A 20,250-nucleotide genomic window follows, 5' to 3' on the forward strand; every position below is an offset into this window, starting at 1 on the left:
TCAGGCCAGCGCGCGTTCGAGTTCGCCGCGCAGGTCCGCGACGTCCTCGACGCCGACCGACAGGCGGATCAGGCCGTCGCTGATGCCGAGCCGCTTGCGGTTCGCCGGCGGGATCGACGCGTGCGTCATGATCGCCGGGTGCTCGATCAGGCTTTCGACGCCGCCGAGCGACTCGGCCAGCGCGAACAGCTCGCAGCGCTCGAGCACCTTGCGCGCCTTGCGCAGGCCGCCTTTCACTTCGACCGAGACGATGCCACCGAAGCCGTCCATCTGCTTCTTCGCGAGGGCATGCTGCGGGTGCGACTTGAGGCCGGGGTAGATCACGCGCTGGACCGCAGGGTGCTTCTCCAGCCACTGCGCGAGCGCGAGCGCGCCGTCGCAATGCGCACGCATGCGCAGGTGCAAGGTCTTCAGGCCGCGCATCGCCAGGAACGAATCGAACGGACCCGCGACCGAGCCGACCGAGTTGTGCAGGAACGCCATCTGCTCGGCGAGCTCGGCGCTGCCGCCGACGACCGCGATGCCGCCGACGATGTCGGAGTGGCCGTTGAGGTACTTGGTCGCCGAATGCACGACGATGTCCGCACCGTGTTCGATCGGCCGCTGCAGCATCGGCGAGCAGAACGTGTTGTCGACGACGAAGATGAGGCCGTGCTTCTTCGCGAACGCGCCGACCCTGGCGAGATCGACCAGCTTGAGCATCGGATTGGTCGGCGTTTCCGCCCAGATCATGCGCGTGTTCGGCTTGAGCGCCGCCTTCAGCGCCGCCGCGTCGTTGAGGTCGATGAAGGTGAAGTCGAGCCCCGCGCTGCGCCGGCGCACGCGTTCGAACAGGCGGTAGCTGCCGCCGTAGAGATCATCCATCGCGATCACGTGGCTGCCCGAATCGAGCAGCTCGAGCACGGTGCCTGCCGCGGCGAGGCCGGACGCGAACGCATAACCCTGGCGACCGCCCTCGAGGTCGGCTACGCAGCGTTCGTAAGCCATGCGCGTCGGGTTCTGCGTGCGCGAATACTCGTAGCCCTGGTGCACGCCCGGGCTCTTCTGCACGTAGGTCGACGTCGCGTAGATCGGCGTCATGATCGCGCCGGTCGACGGATCGGGGCTTTGGCCGGCATGAATAGCTCGGGTACCGAGGCCATGGGTTGATGTCGATTTCATGAGTAGGTTTCCGTAAGGCCTCGAGACTTCTCGGCGGCCGCTGCAAAGGGCAAACACATAGCCACGAGCAGAGCCTCCCGTTGAGAAGGCTCGTACCCGAGTATATGGTCAGGATGGATCAGCCAAGGCGGGTATGCCACGGATGGCCGCGCGCTGCGTGGGACGAATGACCTCAAGCATGCCGGAGGTTGCTTCATGCGCAGAACAGTGTGCTTCAGTTTACGGTCTCGGCGCGCCCGCGAGGCGCAATGAGCAGGTCAAGATGCATCTGGCCATCGAGGCCCGCTGCACGATTGGCCTGATGCCATTCCTGCATCAAGGCTTGCGGCTCGTCGCACCTGACAGTACCTGCATCGCGGCGCAGCACAGTGACATCGGATGAGTACGCGAAAATCATATTCAGATACTCCAGAGGATCGTTGCCGACATTGCGTATTGCGACGGGACTGAACTCACTGAATACGGTTGGACGGTGTTTCTGCAGAAGCGCCGACATTCCACGCCAAGCCACCGGTTCGTGCCCCTCGATATCGATCTTGACGACATCCAAGCGCGGTATGGTTGCCAGGATGTCATCGAGTCTTTGTGTCGGGACCATGATCTCCTCGCTATTACCTGCACTGCGCACGCCCACAATGCCATTGGACGAGTCCAGGGCGCAGATTGCCGGTATCAAACCCGGCCCGTCGGAAGCGGCGAACGGCAACACGCTCACATTCGAGTATCCGTTCCGCACGATTCCGCCGTACAAGGCGCGGTGATTCTGCGGCAGTGGCTCGACGGCGAACACACGCCCGTGTTCTCCGGCAATCGCCGCGGCCTTCATCGTGTAGAGACCGATGTTTGCACCCACATCCAATACGTACGCACCGCTATGTAGCGCTTGTGCGAAGCGCTCGATCACATGCGGCTCGTAGTTTCCATCTGCAATGACCCCTGCGCTGATCAACCGATCACCCGGGTGGGCGAGTACCACATATCCACCCATATCGATCGGCAACATGGAGGCGCCTTGCTGCGACTTCATCCGATACTCGTCAGACGACATGATGCGGTCCGCGAGTACGGAAGGATGAGCCTCGTACCGGGTCACCCACTCGAGATGGTCACGCAGACCCCGCGCATCGGGCTCGCGGCCGAGCAACATCCTGTACGCCGCACGAATGTCATTCTTCGTGGCTACCAATTTTCCATCGCCCTTCCACCAACGCGGATTTTTCAACATCAGAAGATCAGCCCCAAGTAAGCGAGTTGGCAGTCACGACCTTGTCGAGCCCACCCCGATCAAGGAAAGTCGAAGACACGTTGCCTCTTGAAATATTCCGGAGACAAGCCCGGCGCCGAGGCCATCACCCTGCCCGCCGACGCAGGTAGTTGAGCAGGTCGATGCGCGTGATGAGGCCGAGGAACTTCGCCCCGTCCATCACGATCGCGACGTGCCCGGCGTCGAACACCGGCATCAGCGACTCGATCGGCGACTTGACGTCGAGTACTTGCAGCTTCTCCACCATCGCGGTCGATACGGAGTCGCGGAATTTCTTCTCGTCCGCATGCACGTGCAGCAGCAGGTCTGATTCGTCGAGGATGCCGACGATGCGGTCGCCGTCCATGACCGGCAGCTGCGACACGTCGTAGAGCTTCATGCGGTTGTACGCGGTGACGAGCAGCTCGTTGGGGCCGACCACGACGGTGTCGCGCTGCGCGTACGGGCGCAGGATGAGGTCGCGCAGGTCGCCGGTCGGCTGGCGCTCGAGGAAGCCGTTGTCGAGCATCCAGTAGTCGTTGTACATCTTCGACAGGTACTTGTTGCCCGTGTCGCAGACGAGCGTGACGACGCGCTTGGGTTGCGCCTGTTCGCGGCAGTAACGCAGCGCCGCGGCGAGCAGCGTGCCGGTCGAGGAGCCGCCGAACACGCCTTCCTTCGCCAGCAGCTCGCGCGCGGCGAGGAAGCTTTCCTTGTCGCTGATCGCATAGGCCTTCTTCACGCGCGAGAAATCGCTGATCGACGGCAGGAAATCCTCGCCGATGCCTTCCACCATCCAGCTCGACGACTTGGTCGACAGCGTGCCCTCGTTGATGTACTGGGCGAGGATCGAGCCGACCGGGTCGGCGAGGATGAATTCGGTCTGCGGGGACACCTTGGCGAAATAGCGCGACAGGCCGGTCATCGTCCCCGAGGAACCGCAGCCGAACACGATCGCGTCGACCTTGCCGTCGAGCTGCTCGAAGATCTCCGGGCCGGTCGTCTGCTCGTGCGCGAGCGGGTTGTCGGGATTGCCGAACTGGTTGATGAAGTACGCGCCCGGCGTCTCGCGCGCGATGCGCTCGGCGAGGTCCTGGTAGTACTCGGGGTGCCCCTTGGCGACGTCGGAACGCGTGAGCACGACTTCCGCGCCCATCGCCTTGAGGTTGAAGATCTTCTCCCGGCTCATCTTGTCGGGCACGACGAGCACTAGGCGGTACCCCTTCGCCTGCGCGACGAGGGCGAGCCCGAGGCCGGTGTTGCCGGCGGTGCCTTCGACGAGCGTCGCGCCCGGCGCGAGCTTGCCGGCCTTCTCGGCGCCCTCGATCATCGACAGGCCGATGCGGTCCTTGATCGAACCGCCGGGATTGGCGCTCTCGAGTTTGAGGAAGAGTTCGCAGGCGCCGGTATCGAGGCGCTGCGCCTTGACCATCGGCGTGCGGCCGATCAACTCGAGTACGCTCTGGTGGATCGTCATGCGGGCTCCGCGTAGGGCGTCGCGGGCACGGCCCGGCGACGGTCGCCACCTCCGGCCGGAGGTGATCGCGGAATGATACCCGAGGGCGGGGATGTCGCCGACGTCACCGCCTCTGCGGCGGCGCCGGCAACGGCAATCCGGTCAGTGCGCCGCGGCCCACATCGAGGTGAGCTTGTCCTTCGCGTGCAGCTTCTCTTTCTTCATGTTGTGCAGGGTGACGTCATCCATGGGCAGGACGCCGAGTTCGGCATCGCGCACCTTGCTGTCCAGCTCCTTGTGCCGCTGGTACAGGCTGCGGAACTCCGCGTTGCTCTGCATCAGCGCTTCGACTTCTTTCTGGTTCTGCTCGAACATCAGCCGGCCTCCTAAGGTGCAAGGAACACACACGCACGCGGCGGCACGGCCTTTCGGCCGTGCCGCTGCGGAGCGGGACGAGTTACCGCGAGGTTGCGAAATGGCTCGGAATGAGCCGCCGTCACCGTCGACGATGCCACGAACGCGGAGCGGAAATCGTCGGGCCTTGCTGCGGACGCCACTGCCAGGAAACGTCCGTACGCACGGCCCGCGCCTCGGGAAACCGAGGGAGTGCCATCCTCTGTCGCGATCGCTGCTGTCATGGGCTCTGGCCCAAGTGGGGTCCAGGAAAAAACGGGCCACTTGGGAGCTAGACGCTACTCCGATGCCCCTGCCTTGGCAACCGGAAAAGTGCGCGATCAGGCGCCCGCGATCGACCCGACGGGCTTGATGAATTTTTAACGCAAACAATGACTTGCGCCAAATCAATGAGATGCGGGCGCTGCCCGCCGGCAGCCCGTCACTTCGACTTTGGCGGCTTGGCTTTCGGCTTGGGCTTGGACACGTCCTTGGCTGCGGCCTTCGGCTTGGACCCGCCGTCCGACAGCGCCGCCGCAAGCTCCGCTTCCTTCTTCGCGAGCGCGGCCGCCTTGGCCTGCGCCGCGGCCATGCGCTTGGCCTGCTCCGCTTCCGCACGCGCCGATTCCGCGGCCTGCGCCGCCTGCGCACCCTCGGCACGCGCGGCCTCGGCCTCGCGCCGCGCACGCTCCGCTTCCTCGGCGCGGATCTGCGCCTGCAGGCGCTGGCGCTCCAGCTCCGCGCGCGCCTGCTCGGCGTCGCGCCGCGCGATCGCGAGCTGCAGGCGGTCATTCTCGCGCTGCAGGCTGGCGCGCTGCTCGTCGAGCGACTCGGCCTCGGCGCTCGCGCGCGCGCTGTCGATGCGCCGCTCGGCGATGTAGATCCAGTGTTCGCGCTCGCTGCGCCGCGCTTCCTTGAGATGCGCGAGCGCGAGGCGCGCGCGGTCCATCGCGATCGGCGCGCGGCTGCCGAGCAGGGGATCGGTCGCGAGCGTGTTGAACCGGTCGAGCAGGCGCAGGTAGTCGTCGTCGCGCGCGGCGACGGCGTTCGTGGCGCAAGCCACGAGCGCGATCGCGAGGACGCAGCGGGCGGAACGGGCGAAGTTCATGGCTGCTCCTGCTGCAGGCCGGCGGGGTGGCTGTCGAGGTCGCCTTGCAGGCCCTCGTTTTCGCGGGTCAGGCGCTCGACCTCGGCGCGCGCCCTGGCGAGCTTGGCCTTCGCCAGCGCGAGTTCGCTGTCGGCGAGCGACTCGGCGGCGAGCTGAGCCGCCGCGTCGTAGTCCTCGTCGCGCTGGGCGGCCTGGGCCTGGTCGAAATGGCGCCCGGCCGCACGGTACTCCGCCGCGGCGAGCTGCGGCGCGTCGGCCTGCCGCGCGGCGGCGAGCGCGCGCGAGGCGGCGTCGAGTTCGTCCAGCGGCGGCTTGGTCGGGGCGCAGCCGGCGGCCAGCGCGGTCACGAGAACGACGATCGCCGCATGGATTTTTTTGCGTGCTGGTGTCATAACTTCGCCGCTCGCCTGCACAGGGGCCCCTATTTTGGGAAGGCGACGCCGGGTTTGGCAATGCTGGACCGACGAACCGGCGAATGTGACGAACGAACGAGAGCGAGAACCGCGATGGATATCGGCTATTTCCTGAAACTGATGACCGAGAAGGGTGCGTCGGACATGTTCCTGACCACCGGCGCTCCGGTGAACATCAAGGTCGAGGGCAAGCTCTATCCACTCGGCAACACGGGCCTGCCGAACGGCATGGTCAAGAAGATCGCCTACTCGCTCATGGACGAAGGCCAGGTGCCGCAGTTCGAAAAGGCGCTCGAACTCAACATGGCGATCGCGGTGAAGGACGCCGGCCGCTTCCGCGTCAACGTGTTCAAGCAGCGCGGCGAAGTCGGCATGGTGATCCGCGCGATCAAGAGCGAAATCCCGTCGATCGAACAATTGCGCCTGCCGCAACTGTTCAAGAACATCATCATGGAGCCGCGCGGCCTGATCCTGCTGGTCGGCGCGACCGGCTCGGGCAAGTCGACCACGCTCGCGTCGATGATCGACTACCGCAATGCGAACAGCTCGGGCCACATCCTCACGATCGAGGACCCGATCGAATACCTGTACCGCCACAAGAAGTCGGTGGTGAACCAGCGCGAGGTCGGCCTCGACACGCACAGCTTCCACGAAGCGCTGAAGAACGCGATGCGCGAAGCGCCCGACGTCATCCTCATCGGCGAGATCCGCGACGCGACGACGATGGAGGCGGCGATCACGTTCTCCGAAACCGGTCATCTCTGCCTCGCGACGCTGCACTCCAACAACGCCGACCAGACGATCGAGCGCATCCTCAACTTCTTCCCCGAGTCGGCGCACAAGAACATCCTCATGAACGTCGCGCTGAACCTGCGCGCGGTCATCAGCCAGCGTCTCGTGATGGGCAAGGACGGCCACCGCCTGCCCGCGGTCGAGGTCCTGCTCAACACGCCCCACATCCGCGACCTGCTCCGTCGCGGCCAGGTGCACGAGGTCAAGGAGGCGATGGACCGCAGCCTGCAGGAAGGCATGCAGACGTTCGACCAGTCGCTCTACGCGCTCTACAAGGAAGGCAAGATCGAGCTCGAGGAAGCGCTCAACCACGCCGACTCGCGCGACGGCCTCGCGCTCAAGGTGCGCCTCGCCGAGGGCGGCGACGCGCCGATGGCCGAAAACTTCGACATGTCGAACTACTGACGCACCGCGTCGGGCGTGCCGCGCGGACGGGCGCCGCCGCGGCGGCGTTGCCCATGGGCGGCGCGGCGGCCCGCGGCCGGCCCCTGCTAGACTCGACGGTCGCTCATGGCCACGACTCCTTCCCTCCCGTCCCGCCTGCAGGGCCTGACGCCGCGCGCGGTGCAACAGGTCGTCGCGACCGCGCAGGCGCTCGAAGCCGGCCGCGTCGACGAGGCGGAAGCGCAGATCGGCGCGGCGATCGCCGCGTTCCCGCATCAGGCGGAAGTGCTGCGCCTCTGGGCCGGCATCCGCAGCCAGCGAGGCGACCACGAGGCGGCGATCCGCGCGATCCGCGCGGCGGTCGCGCAACGGCCGGCCGATGCGCTGTACCTCAACACGCTGGGCACCGTGCTCGCCGAAGCTGGCGACTATGATGGTGCGATCGCGGCACTGCGGCGCTGCTGCGAACTGCAGCCGGGCCTCGCGCTCGCGTGGTTCAACCTCGGCGTTCTGCTCACGCGGTGCGTGCGCCACGAGGAGGCCGTGACGGCTCTCCGGCGCGCGGTCGAACTCGCGCCATCGCACGTGCAGGCCCGCGCCCTGCTCGCGGACATGCTGCGCGTCGCGAACCATCCGACGGAAGCGGCGGCGGAATACCGGCGCATCCTTGCCGAACGCCCGTGCACCGGCATCGCTTGGTGGGGGCTGGCCGACATCCGTACCTCGCGCTTCGAAGCCGGCGACGTCGCGCGCATGCAGGCCGCGTTGCGCGATGCGCACGCGAGCGAGGACGACATCGTCGCGACCGGCTTCGCCCTCGCGAAGGCATTCGACGAACGCGGCGAGTACGCGGCGTCGCTCGCGGCGCTGGAGCAGGCGAACGCCGTCGCGCGGCGGCGACGGCGTTGGGACGCCGCGGGCTTCGACGCGTTCATGGCATCGATCCGCGACGCCTACGCCGCGCTTGCCGATGCGGAAGACTCGCCGCAGGACGAAGCATTCGGCCAGGAAGCCATCTTCATCACCAGCCTGCCGCGTTCCGGCTCGACCCTGATCGAACAGATCCTCGCTTCGCATCCGGCGGTCGAGGGCGCCGGCGAGCTCGCCGACCTGCCGTTGCTCATCGCCGGGGAATCACGCCGGCGGCAGCAGCCGTATCCGCGCTGGGTCGGCGCGATGCGCGCCGACGACTGGCGGCGGCTCGGCCAGGCCTATCTCGATCGCACCGCGCACTGGCGCCGGCGACGCGCGCTGTTCACCGACAAGCTGCCGAACAACTGGTACTACATCGACGCGATCCGCCGCATGCTGCCGGGCGCCCGCATCATCGCGGTGCGCCGCGATCCGCTCGAGACCTGCTTTTCATGCTACCGCCAATTCCTCTACAACAACGAATACACGCGCAGCTTCGCCGACCTCGCCGGGTTCTGGCGCGCATTCGACCGCGCCACGCGCGATGCGCTGGCGCGGCACCCGGGGCATGTGCACGAAAGCGTGTACGAGGACCTCCTCGCGCAGCCGGAGCAGCGCATCCGCAGCCTGCTCGACTTCCTTGGCTTGTCGTTCGAACCATCCTGCCTCGAATTCCACCGCACCGAGCGCGACGTGCGCTCGCCGAGCGCGATGCAGGTGCGCGAGCCGTTGCGCCATGACACCGCGCGCAGCGATCGCTACGGCGCGCTGTTGGATCCCTTGCGTGCCGCCCTTTCCTGACGCGCGAGCCAAGGCGCCGGGACGGAGCGAGGAGAGCACTCCAGTCCCGGCGGCATCCAATATCAGTTGATGCAATATGTGGCTTCGTACGACAGGTTGCTGCCGCTCGTAACGGGTGTACTCGTCACCACGAACTCGGCGAACTTGTACAGGCACAGATGCGAATTTGGATTCTCGTAGATTACCGCGATGGACTGGTTCACCGTCGCGCCGCACGACTGGGCCTCGCTGACTGCGAGATTGACGATTACCGGGTTGCTGTCGTTCACGGGGGCGCAAGCCGAGCCAGCGGTGCAGTCGATTTCGCACGACGCAAACGACGTCGCAGGAGCAAGAGCCAAGACCAGCAGCGTCGACAGAATGTGACGGTTCATGGAGCCACCCTTCGTTGAATGCCCGGAAGAGCCCGGGCAGTCAATGTATACAAAAATTTTGTTGGTGCAATTGCGCCTTTGTTAACATATTCGCCCGTTGTAGCCTAGGCCTCGTAGCCCCAGTGGGCGATCATCGGCTCGAGTATGGACAGCGCCGGCTCCAGATGCTGCTTATATTTGCGCCAGCGGCCGAGGGCGCGGGTGCTCACCGGCTTGATGACCTCGGTATAGCTCGGCGTGCCGATGAATCCCTTATTTTTCGCGTGCTCGGCAAAGCCGAGCAGGTTCTCCGCCCTGTCGACCTCGAGGAACGCGCTGATCTTCTCCGCTTGCGCCCGGATGTCGGTCACCGTGTCCTCGTACCGGACCTCGAGAACATGCGGACGAAGGAGGTCCGCGTGGTGCAGCCAATTGGTCATGCTATCGACATACGCGACTGCGAGCTTGGTCAGGTCCGTCGATGCTGCCGCCAGCATGTTCGTACGGAAGTTCTGCATGTAGCAGCTCAGGATGACGTCGCAGGGATGCCGCAATGCAAGAATGTACCTCGCCTCGGGGAACATGCGATGGATCAGCGGCATCCACAGCATGTTCAACGGGTTCTTGTCGACGATCCGGGTGTCCCATCGACGCTTCAGCGCCCCACAGACCATTGCGATATAGCGCCTGCGCAGTTCATCGCAATCGCGTTGTCCCAGTTTCTCGATGTCCTCGGGAAATCGGATGTCATGCTCGGCCAACTGATCGACGAGATTGCTGAAGAATGGACGCTCGTCCATCGACTGAAAGCGGGGATGTGCATCCAGCATCTGCTCAAGTAGCGTCGTACCGGACCTCGGAAAGCCGACGATCAGTACGGGGGATTGCGCGGCGGACGGCGCTATCGTGTCCTGCCACTTCGCGAATGCGGCCTGTGTCACGCGCTTGAGCGCTACCGGAAACGGGGCGGCGCCCGGCTCGAAACGCTTGGGAATGATCTGTCGTACGTCGCTTCCTTGAAGCTCGTGCGCCGTCCTCAATGCGTCCATTGCGAGATCGATCTCGCCCAATTTGTCGTAGACCTCGGCCAGCGTGAAGTAGTGAGTGAAGTCACCTGCATGGATCGGCCCGAGCTCCTCCAGAATCGATCGCGCGATGGGGAGGTCCCCCGTGCGTTTTGCGAGCTTCGCCATGATGCGCCGCCTGGCGTACTCTTCGGTACTGCTGAGCTTCCTCGACTCGAGTGCCAATAGCTGCTGTTCGGCATCCTTGATCCGGTTGACCCGCTCATAAGCCGCGCTGAGGTTCAGCACGGATGACGTTGATCCGCCCGAATCGCGAGCGCAGGCCTCGAATAGCGCAACGGCGTCGTTCCCATTTCCTATGGTAAGCAGGAGGTTGGCCAGCTTGAGCCGGGCCTCCTCGTCCGGCAGGGACCAGCCCTGCCATCCGTCGAGCAGCTCCAGCACCTCCTCGTCCTCGCGGCATGCGCTGCATATCTGCGCAGCTCCGATGCGGATGTGCGGTGAATTGCGGTCGAGCGAATAGGCCTTCAGCGCGTGATCCCGCGCTTCCGCATATTTTCGCTCTTCGAGCAGGAGCAAGGCGTAATTCAATATTTGCCCCGCATCTGCGGGGGTAAGCCGCAATGCTTCTTCGTACGCCGTCGCTGCCTCGGCCAGACGGCCCGCTTCACGCAGCGACGTCGCGTAGTTGCCCCAATGCTCGCCACGCTCGGGAAAGAGCCTCGTCAGGCGCTCGTACGTGTCGATCGCCTCGCCCACGCGCCCCTGCATGTGCAGGCTGATGGCGAGCATCGTCAACAGATCTTCGCGTGCATCGTCGCTTTGCAGGAGGGCGCGCGCGAGGCGCTCGGCTTCGCGCCAATCGGTGACGCGAACCGCTGCGGCAATCGGGATCAGGTCGGGATTCATCGTCTTCATTGAAAAAAAAGGCCGCGCGGGATACCCCGCGCGGCCGTGTAGCTTACAACGTGACTCGATCTTAGAACTTGACCGTCACGCGGCCCCAGTAGTAGCGGCCCATCAGGTCGAAGTCGCTCGGGTCCGTGTTCGCGTTCAGCGTGTTGTTCGCGTACAGGAACGGCGGCTGCTTGTCACCGACGTTGTTCACGCCGATGTCGAAGCGCGTGTTGAGCGATTCGAGGTTGTAGCCGAACTGGATGTCGTGATAGACGGTCGAGCCGTAGTCGGTGTACAGGCCGTCCAGCGACGGGTTACCCGTACCGTACGGATGGCTGTCCTGCGACGGCGAGGCCGAACCCATGCGGAAGCGATGGATGTAGCGCATCGCCCACGACGCATCGAACGGACCCATCTGCCAGCCGACCGAGCTCTGCGCACGCCAGCGCGGGAAGAGGCAGACGCCACCGCCAGCACCCGGGCACGCCGCAGCCTGCGCCGAACCGTAGTTCTCGAAGTGACCCGCGAAGTGGTAGGTCGTGTTGCCTTCGAGACCCGGAGCCGTCTGCAGGTCGTAGTTCTTCAGGTACGTCGCATTGAGGCCGACGTTGAAGCGACCGAACGAGAACTCCGGCAGGCGGTAGTTCAGCGCGAAGTCGACGCCACCCACGTCCACGCGACCGAGGTTGCCGGTCGGCTCGATGAGGGTCTGGATCTGACCCTGGCTCGGACCGCTCGGGTAACGACGGATCAGCGGGCAGAACGCCGTCTGGCCAGCCGAGCAGAGGTCGATGACCTGCTGCGCGCCGATGCCGGTGATGTTCTCGTTCAGGTAGACGCGCCACACGTCGGCGCTGACCGACAGGCCTTCCAGCCAATGCGGGTCATACACGATACCGAAGTCGAACGACTTGCCCTTCTCCGGACCGATCGGGAAGCCGGCGAACGCCGCGCCCGACGCGATCGCGCTGAGCTGCAGCGCCTGGCGCACGTTCTCGTTGACGAAGCTGCCGTCGGTCGGAACGTTGACGCAGGCCGGGTTGCCGCCACCGGTGTAGCCGTCGCACGGGTCGCGCGAGATCTTCGGAGCGTCGCTCGCGGCGCCGCCGAAGATGTCGCCGATCGTCGGCGCGCGGAACACCTTCGACACCGTGCCGCGCAGCAGCAGGTCTTCGATCGGGCGCCACTCGAGCGCGAACTTGGTGTTGTTCGTGCTGCCGAACGTGTTGTACTTCGACCAGCGGTCACCCACGGTCAGGTTCAACGCGTGCACGAACGGCAGATCCTTGAGGATCGGCACGAACAGTTCGGCGTACGCTTCCTTCACGTTGTAACCACCCTGCAGCGCGGAACCGCACTGGCTGCCGAGGGTACAGTTGCCGTTGAAGTCGACGATGAGGCCAGTGTCGACGTTGGAGTGGATGTACTCGGTGCGGTAGTTGTAACCGACCGCGAGCTGCATCGTGCCGGCCGGGAGTTCGAACAGACCGCCGTTCAGGTCGAGGCGCTTGACCGTCTCCTTCGAGAACAGGTTGCTCACGCCCGGCGAAGCCGCCGCCTGGAGGGCCGCGATCGTGTTCGGATCCTGCAGGTTGAACGGATTGAACGGCGTGCAGCCTTCAATGATGTCGTCCGGACCGGTGCCGCAGAACACCTGGCCGCTCGTCTGGTCGTAGAACGACGGGCCCATGCCCGGGTTCAGAACCGACATGTTCGGCAGGCCGTAGGTCGTCGTCGACTGGTGGACGTGGCCGTAGTCGAAGCCGAGTTCCCAGTTCCACTGCTGGTCGTTCCACACCGAGAACGAACCCTTGAAGCCGGTCGACAGCTGGTCGTTCGAGGTGCCCGAGGACGCGCTACGGTTGCCGAGCGACTCGAGACGCGCGGTGAACGTGTTGCCGGCGAAGTCGACGCCGAACGGGTTGTAGTAGCTGTCCTTCGAAATGAAGGCGCCGTACGGCGTGCCGAACACGGCCGGGGCGAGCTGGAAGGCCGCCGAGGTCTTGTTGTGCAGCACGTTGAGGTAGGCCTCGACGTTGTCGGTGATCTTGTAGTTGCCGTTGAGGAACAGGCCGGTACGTTCCTGCGGGGTCATCACGAGGTTGACCGTCGCGTAGTTGTACTTGTCGCTCGGACCTTCCGCCGTCGCGTTGTTGCGATAGCAGTGGTAGTCGGTCGCGACGTTGAGGCCGCTCGCGCTCGGGTTGCGCGCGAGGAAGCCCGAGCTGCAGCCCGGGAACAGGTCGGCCATGCCGGCCGGGATCTTGATGTGGCCGTACGGCGACGAGGACGAACCGCCGACGAACGTGCCGATGTCGCTGCTCGTCGAACCGAGGCGCGACACGGAGTTCTTCGAGAACTCGCGGTGGCCGGCGAGGACGCCGTCGATCTTCTTGTAGTTGACGCCGGCCATGATCGAGCCCTTGTCGGAGCTCTGACCGAACGTGAAGGAGTAGCCCTTCGAGGCGCCGTCGTCGCGGTCGGAGATGCCGTAGTCGGCCGAGAACTCCGCACCCTGGTAGTCGCTGCGCAGGATGAAGTTGACGACGCCCGCGATCGCGTCGGAGCCGTACACCGACGACGCACCGTCGGTCAGCACTTCGATGCGCTCGATCATGTTCGCCGGGATCGCGTTCGGATCGCCGGACAGGTAACGGTGGCCGTTGATCAGCACGAGGGTACGCGACGAGCCGAGGCCGCGCAGGCCGATGCTCGAGAAGCCGGTACCGCCGGAGTTGTTGACCTGCGGGTTGGTGTTCGGGCCGGTGACGGCCGGGAGCTGCTGGACGAGGTCGCCCAGGGTCAGCTTGCCGGTCTTCTCGATCGCGGCGCGATCGATGGTGACGACCGGGTTGGACGTTTCGATATCGACGCGACGGATGTTCGAACCCGTCACCGTGATCGTTTCCAGCTTCTGGCTGCTGGTGTCATCCTGCGCAAGCACAGGCGCGGCCGACAAACCGACCACCGCCGTGGTGCCTGCGTACAACGCATAGCGCACGGCTTTGAAAAGCTCGTTGCTCGTATGATTCATTACACTCTCCAACGTCAGAGTTGTGTCACAGCTCGGGACATGTGCTCTCCCATCCCTGGGAACGACCAAAACGGTCCACCAAAACCCTCGGCAGTGGGCGATACTAACAACATTCTTACGCCATGGGAATCCCTGAGCGCAGCCTTAACATTCGCTAAAAAGGCTTAGGGATCAGTAAGTTACGGCGTGCAAATTTTGCCGCAGCGCACCGTGGGGACACTTGCGCAAGCGCGCGCGACGTGCATCGGCACGCAATCGGCGACACGCGGAAAGCACATCGCCGGCACCTCGAGGCGCAGGATCGGCATCACGGGAAGCGGAAGTCCGGCGCGTGGCGGAAGCGCGGACGTCGATGCGGCGCGTCAGAGGTCCTGACGGTACTGGATGTAAGGCGTGCGCGCCTGGTTGTCGCTGTCGCGCGGCGAGTTCAACGGCGCCGACCAGAGGTTCTGTGCGCCCACGCTGAGCTCGCCGCTCCACGGCGTGCGCCACGAAACCCCGAGGTCGAGGGTGGTCCAGCGCTTGCCCGCCAGCGCGGGATCGTCGCTGCTGAGGACGTGGCCGACGATCGCGCCGCGCAGCGAACCGGCATCGAGACCGAGGCTCAGCGAGAGCTGGTCGAGGTCGATCGCGGACGCCGGCCCGGCGAGGCCGTCGATCGCCGAGAGCTTGCCATGGCCGTAGCTCGCCGCGATGTCGAGCGCGGGGCCCTGCTCGAAGCGCCAGCGACCGTGCGCATAGATGGAGGTTTCGCGCCCGAGTGAATAGAGCGGCGCATCCGGCAGCGCGAGCGTCGGCAACGACGTGATCGCGAGGTCCCCGAGGCTCGGCGCATTGGCCGGCGACTGCAGCCAGGACAGGCCGTAGGAAAGATCGAGACCACCGTCGGCGCTCGCCCATCCCATGCCCAGCGCACCGGTCAGGGTGCCGCGCGACCACGATGCAGCGGCAGTGCAACCCGGTGCCGCGCACGCGATCGGCATCGCGGGCAGGTACTGGCCGAGCATTGCATCGATGCGCAGGCCATCCGGGAGGCTCCACACCAGTCCGTTGGCGGCACCGTTGCTGCCCGCGAGCGCCCAGGAGGACGGGCCGCGGTAGGCCGGCACGGCATCGACCGGCGAAACGATCCAGTCGCGCGGCAACGTGACGACGGCGAGCAGCTCGCCGTTCGCGCGCGACCAGATCGGCAGTACCGATGCATTGTCGAGCGGCTGGCCGGAAGGGTCGAGCGCGAGCAGTTGTTCGACCAGCGGCGTCGTTTGCGCCTGCAGCGCCAGCGTCGGCAACGGCTGTGCCGTTCCCGCGAGCGGGAGCAGCGAAAGCAGCAGCGTGGCGAGGCGGAACTTCATGCGCGGACGTGGACTGGACGGCGGAAACATTCGGCTGGATTGGGACCCGGATGCGCGATCGGAGTTCCTCCGACGCGCATTGATACACAGTTTAAGGATAGCGCGATTCACGAAAAACTAACAGCACCCGGGGGCGCGCGGAGCGTCGATCCGGTCACAGGTCGAGTGTCCACCGCTCGGGTACCAGACGCACCAGCAGGCGCGATGGTCGCGTTTTCGACGAACCGTGACCGCGGCGAGCCGGGGTGCCGCTTCGCGACCGCCCCGGTGGCGCCTGCGCTGGTGCAATACGCACCCCTTTCGCGGATGTCACTTCCCATGCTTGCAGCCCTCCTCGTCACCGGCGCGCTCGGCGCAACCAGCCTGTCGCCCGACCTCGCCGCGGTCGTCGCCGCCGAACGCGGCTTCGCGCTCGATGCCCATCGCTTCGGCACGCGGCTCGCCTTCCTCGCGCATTTCGACGCGGACGCGTGGCTGTTGCGGCCGACGCCGGTGCCGGCGCTGCCCGCGCTCGCGCGCGATCCCGACGACGGCCGCCTGCTCGAGTGGGGCCCGAAACAGGTGGCGATCGCCGCGAGCGGCGAGCTCGCCGTGTCGACCGGCCCGTGGGCTGCACATGCGGCAGGCGCGACACAGTACGCGCACGGCCATTTCCTCACGTTCTGGAAGCGCGGCGCGGACGGCATCTGGCGCGTGCAGGCGGACGCCGGCGTGGGACATCCGACACCTGCACCGCCGACCCCCGGCGTGACGGCGCTCGTCGATGCGTCGGCGACCGCCCCGCTCGATGCCGCCGCTCTGGCGCAACGGCGCATCGCGCTCGAGAACGCCGACGATGCGCTGCGCGCCGCACTCGCGAGGGATCCGGCGCACGCGTTCGACGCATTCGCCGATCCCGCACTGCACGCTATGCGCGACGGCCAGCTGCCGGCGGACGGCGCCGCCGCGCTGGAGCTGGTGCGCAAGGACGCGAGCGGGCTCGGGCGCGGCGCGCGGCGTGCGCTCGACCTCTCCGCGAGCGGCGACTTCGCCTATACCCTCGGTGGCGATCCGGCCTGCGTCGAATGCGGCAGCTACATGCGCGCGTGGCACTGGCGCGACGGCGCCTGGAAGCTGCTCGTCGATCTCAGCCTGTCGAATCGCTGACGGGGGGCGCTACGCCTGCAGTGGGAGGCGCACCGGGCCTATCGGCAGTTGTCGCACCGGGACCTCCGGAAGCATATTCGGGCGGTTGCGCCCCGCCCCGGGCCGGGTGCACGCCCTTCCCCAGCGAGAGATCCCGCCCATGACACCACTGCCTGCACGCACAGCACTCGCGGCGGCCCTCACGATCGCGCTCGGCGCGCTCGGGCCGCAAGCGATCGCCGCCAACACGGTCATCGCCGGCCAGCCGTCGCTCGACGCGATCGAGGCCGCACGTGGCAATCCCGACCTGATCCTCCTGCGCGCAGGCGTGTTCGATCCGGCGCGCCAGACGCTCGACCTGCGTGACGCCGGCGTGGGCGCGGCGACGGAGTCGAACTACGCGATCGTGCAATTCAAGCCGGCCGGGCTCAAGGCCGCGCGCAAGGCACTCGCCGCGCGCGGCGCCGAGATCCTCGGCTACGTGCCGAACAACGCCTACTACGTGCGCCTCAACGGCGTGCGACTCGCCGACCTCGCCCAGGATGCGGCGGTGCGTTGGGCGGGCGCGGTCGCGCCGGCGATGAAGCTCGATCCCGCCCTGTGGTCGGCGACGCGCGCGAGCTCGGCCGCGCTGCAGAACGACGGCCGTTACGAACTCATGATCCAGGCCTTCGACGGCGTCTCCTCGGCCGCGATCGAAGGGCAGCTCGTCAAGCAGGTTCCGGGCGTCGAGATCACGATGCGCAGCATGCGCGCGGAAGCACTGCCGTACGTACGCGCGAAGGTCGATGCCGCAGCGCTCGACCGTCTCGTCGACGCGGCCACCGCCATCGACGGCGTCGCATTCGTGTCGCCGTGGATCGCGCCTCATACGATGAATGCCGGCGGCATCGGCGCCATCCAGGGCAACCTGAGCGGCACCTGCGCCGGCAGCGGCCCGATCTGCGGCCCGACGCCGCTGTTCGACCACGGCATCACGGGCGGCGGCCAGATCGTCGCCGTCGCCGACTCCGGCACGACGCCGAACGCGGCCTGGTTCGCCACGCTCGACAAGGGCAATGGCCCGCACACGGAAGTCACGTTCGCCGAGAATCCGCCGCCGGTGCCGCCAGCAATCGGTACGCTCCATCCCGACAACAAGATCATCGCCTACTGGACGCAACCCGGTGGTCCGACCGACTACGACTTCGTCTCCGGCCACGGCACGCACACGACCGGCACCGTCGTCGGCGACGCGGCCGGCACGTTCGGCGCGACGACCTACATGCCGTCGACGCCGTACGCGCCGAACCACGAGCTAGCCGACGGCATGGCGCCGAACGCGCAGCTGCTGTTCCAGGACATCGGCCCGAACCAGGCAACCGCGGTCATCACGCAGGACTTCGAAGGCACGCTGGAGCAGGCCTATGCCGGCGGCGCGCGCATCCACAGCGACAGCTGGGGCTCGTCGAGCTCGGGCCAGTACACGACCGAAGATGCGAACACCGATCGCGCCACGCGCAACAACGAAGGCCTGCTCGTCGTCATCGCCGCCGGCAACGACCAGCCCGGTGCGATGGCGGTCGGCTCGCCCGGCAACTCGAAGAACGCGGTGACCGTCGCCGCGCTCGGCCATGCCGGCAGCCTGACCAAGGCAGGCTTCTCCAACGCCGGCCCGACCGCGGACGGCCGCCAGAAGCCCGACGTCGCCGCGCCGGGCACGGGCACGATCTCGGCCCGCAACGGCACCAGCGTGACCAGCACGATCACCGCGCCGCAGACCGTGTCCAATTCGGGCACGTCGATGGCGACGCCGACGATCGCCGGCAACGCGGTGCTGCTGCGCCAGTACTTCGCCGACGGCTTCTATCCGCGCGGCACGACCGGCACGGGCATCCCGTCCGACCTCGTGTTCGCCGACGGTTTCGACGGCGTTTTCCCGTTCACCGAGGCCGGCCTCGACGCATACAACCCGACCGGCGCCGTGATGAAGGCCGTGCTGCTCAACGGCACCGTGCCGACCACGAGCCCGAGCGCGTTCCCGAACACCGGCACGGGCTGGGGCCGCCCCTGGCTCGACGGCAACCTGTGGTTCAAGGACACGATGCCCAACGGCGACGACAGCCGCCGCCTGCGCGTGTTCGAGCGCACGAATGCGGCCGGCCTGGAGACCGGCGACGTCAACGAGTACACGATCGCCAACGTCGGCGCCGGCGTCGAACTGCGCGTGACTCTCGCCTGGTTCGATCCGGAAGCCTCGGTCGGCGCCGCATCGACGCTGGTCAACAACCTCGACCTCGAGGTCGTCGGTCCCGGCGGCACCTACCTCGGCAACCAGTTCAGCGGCAACGTCTCGGTCACGGGCGGCACGGCCGACGCGAAGAACACGGTCGAGCAGGTGCGCCTGACCGCGCCGGCCGCGGGCAGCTACACCATCCGCGTGAAGGGCACGTCGATCCCGGGCAATGGCCGCGCCGGCACCGATCGCCAGGGCTACGGCCTTGCCGTCTCGGGCAAGTTCGCAATGCCGGATCCGACGCCGTTCGCGGCACCGACCGCGCCGACGATCGGCGCAAATGGCGCCGGCGGCATCAGTGTCGACGCAACCGCCGCCGGCACCCCGCAGAGCTGGCAGCTGTATCGTGCGGACGGCACCTGCGCGACCGCGGCCGCGGGTGATTTCCACCTGGTCGCGAACGGCCCGAGCCTGCCGCTCAACGACGACACGAGCCAGGGCGGCTACAGCTACGCGTACAAGCTGCGCGGCGTGCAGGACGACATCGAGGGTGACGCATCGCAGTGCGTGGACGTCGTTTCGCTCGACGACTGCACCCTGCAGCCGAGCTTCGACGTGCATTCGCTCGCGACCGACGCCTCCAACGCGAGCTGCAGCGTGAACCTGTCGTGGGCCGCCGGCGCGTCGAACTGCCCGGCCGCGGACACGGTCACCTACACGGTCGAGCGCGATACCAGCCCGTACTTCACCGCACCGACGACGATCGCGAGCGCGCTCGCGGCGACGACGTTCTCCGACACGAACGTGAGCAACGGCACGCCGTACTACTACCGCGTGCACGCGGTCGACGGCGTCGGCAATGCCTCGGTGACCTCGGTGGTCGCGAACGCGACGCCGAGCGGCGTCGACGGTCCGGACCCGGGCAACTACCTCGACGACGTCGATACGCACAGCTACGTCACGCTCGAGGCGCCCTGGCGGATCACCAACGTCACCGCGTCCGCCGGCAGCTACAGCTATCACAACGGCGGCGACACGGGACCGTACCCCGACAACACCTGCGCGAGCATCACGACGCCGACGCTGGCGATCACCGCGGGTGCGACGCTGAGCTTCCAGGCGAAGTACGACCTCGAGTACCAGTGGGACGGCGTGGTGCAGGAAATCTCCACCGACGGCGGCAATACGTGGAACGACCTGCCGCCGACCGGCGGCTATCCGAGCAGCTTCGCGCAGACGACCAATCCCCCGGTCAACGCGTGCGGCTACGCGGCGAGCCACGGTGCCTTCAACGGCGTGACGACGGCGGGATCGAATGCTGATCCGAACAACGGCGGCGCGACCGCCGTGTTCAAGCCGTTCACGACCAGCCTCGCGAGCTACGCCGGCCAGAACGTGCAGATCCGCTGGCGCTTCTCGTCGGATCCGGCGGCCGGGTTCGCGGGCTTCTTCCTCGACCAGGTGCAGATCACCGGCGCGCCGGGCACGGGTAGCTACATGTGCACGCCGTGACGTACCACTGACCGCGCGAGCGGGCTAAGCTGTAGGACACCGGCGCGGATTTCCGCGCCGGTGTCGTTTCAGGA

14 protein-coding genes are annotated in these 20,250 nt (G+C 66.6%); 4 read left to right on the forward strand and 10 right to left on the reverse strand.

Going from position 1 to position 20,250, the window contains the following annotated elements; genetic code table 11:
- From EV148_RS00870 to EV148_RS00895, 6 genes are all read right to left on the reverse strand, one after another.
- Positions 1–1,161 carry a trans-sulfuration enzyme family protein gene (locus tag EV148_RS00870; protein ID WP_131992062.1) on the reverse strand — a complete coding sequence of 387 codons (1,161 nt, stop codon included), beginning with the start codon at positions 1,159–1,161 and terminating at the stop codon, positions 1–3.
- Between the two features lie 214 nt (positions 1,162–1,375).
- Positions 1,376–2,386, reverse strand: coding sequence for an FkbM family methyltransferase (locus EV148_RS00875; RefSeq protein WP_131992065.1), 1,011 nt, complete (start codon positions 2,384–2,386; stop codon positions 1,376–1,378).
- Positions 2,387–2,510: 124 nt separating this feature from the next.
- A complete protein-coding gene (locus tag EV148_RS00880; RefSeq protein ID WP_131992068.1) occupies positions 2,511–3,881 on the reverse strand; it encodes a pyridoxal-phosphate dependent enzyme in 1,371 nt (456 codons plus the stop codon).
- 141 nt (positions 3,882–4,022) lie between these two features.
- Positions 4,023–4,235: an HP1242/YdcH family protein gene (locus tag EV148_RS00885; protein WP_131992071.1), complete on the reverse strand. Its 213-nt coding sequence runs from the start codon at positions 4,233–4,235 to the stop codon at positions 4,023–4,025.
- Between the two features lie 460 nt (positions 4,236–4,695).
- On the reverse strand, positions 4,696–5,361 hold the full coding sequence (locus EV148_RS00890) for a hypothetical protein (protein WP_131992074.1): 666 nt from the start codon (positions 5,359–5,361) through the stop codon (positions 4,696–4,698).
- On the reverse strand, positions 5,358–5,753 hold the full coding sequence (locus EV148_RS00895; RefSeq protein WP_131992077.1) for a DUF4398 domain-containing protein: 396 nt from the start codon (positions 5,751–5,753) through the stop codon (positions 5,358–5,360). The genes EV148_RS00890 and EV148_RS00895 overlap by 4 nt, the downstream gene beginning before the upstream one ends.
- 114 nt (positions 5,754–5,867) lie before the next feature.
- On the opposite strand from EV148_RS00895, the gene EV148_RS00900 reads away from it, so the two are divergent.
- Positions 5,868–6,971, forward strand: a complete 1,104-nt coding sequence (locus tag EV148_RS00900) for a PilT/PilU family type 4a pilus ATPase (protein WP_131992080.1) — start codon at positions 5,868–5,870, stop codon at positions 6,969–6,971.
- 105 nt (positions 6,972–7,076) lie between these two features.
- Positions 7,077–8,663, forward strand: coding sequence for a tetratricopeptide repeat-containing sulfotransferase family protein (locus EV148_RS00905; RefSeq protein ID WP_131992083.1), 1,587 nt, complete (start codon positions 7,077–7,079; stop codon positions 8,661–8,663).
- A 62-nt stretch (positions 8,664–8,725) separates the two neighbouring features.
- Here the strand turns inward: EV148_RS00905 and EV148_RS00910 are convergent, their stop codons facing one another.
- From EV148_RS00910 to EV148_RS00925, 4 genes are all read right to left on the reverse strand, one after another.
- Entirely contained in the window at positions 8,726–9,037 is a 312-nt protein-coding gene (locus tag EV148_RS00910; protein ID WP_131992086.1) for a hypothetical protein, read from the reverse strand.
- Positions 9,038–9,141: 104 nt separating this feature from the next.
- On the reverse strand, positions 9,142–10,950 hold the full coding sequence (locus tag EV148_RS00915) for a tetratricopeptide repeat-containing sulfotransferase family protein (RefSeq protein WP_158287253.1): 1,809 nt from the start codon (positions 10,948–10,950) through the stop codon (positions 9,142–9,144).
- 70 nt (positions 10,951–11,020) lie between these two features.
- Positions 11,021–13,972 carry a TonB-dependent receptor plug domain-containing protein gene (locus EV148_RS00920; protein WP_131992092.1) on the reverse strand — a complete coding sequence of 984 codons (2,952 nt, stop codon included), beginning with the start codon at positions 13,970–13,972 and terminating at the stop codon, positions 11,021–11,023.
- A gap of 362 nt (positions 13,973–14,334) precedes the next feature.
- Positions 14,335–15,324, reverse strand: a complete 990-nt coding sequence (locus tag EV148_RS00925) for a hypothetical protein (protein WP_131992095.1) — start codon at positions 15,322–15,324, stop codon at positions 14,335–14,337.
- Between the two features lie 318 nt (positions 15,325–15,642).
- Between EV148_RS00925 and EV148_RS00930 the strand changes: the two genes are divergently transcribed.
- Positions 15,643–16,470, forward strand: coding sequence for a Cif family virulence factor (locus tag EV148_RS00930; RefSeq protein WP_131992098.1), 828 nt, complete (start codon positions 15,643–15,645; stop codon positions 16,468–16,470).
- 139 nt (positions 16,471–16,609) lie between these two features.
- On the forward strand, positions 16,610–20,176 hold the full coding sequence (locus EV148_RS00935) for a S8 family serine peptidase (RefSeq protein WP_131992101.1): 3,567 nt from the start codon (positions 16,610–16,612) through the stop codon (positions 20,174–20,176).
- The last annotated feature ends 74 nt before the right edge of the window (positions 20,177–20,250 follow it).

This window comes from Dokdonella fugitiva (assembly GCF_004342425.1).
In the GTDB taxonomy this organism is placed as follows: domain Bacteria; phylum Pseudomonadota; class Gammaproteobacteria; order Xanthomonadales; family Rhodanobacteraceae; genus Dokdonella_A; species Dokdonella_A fugitiva.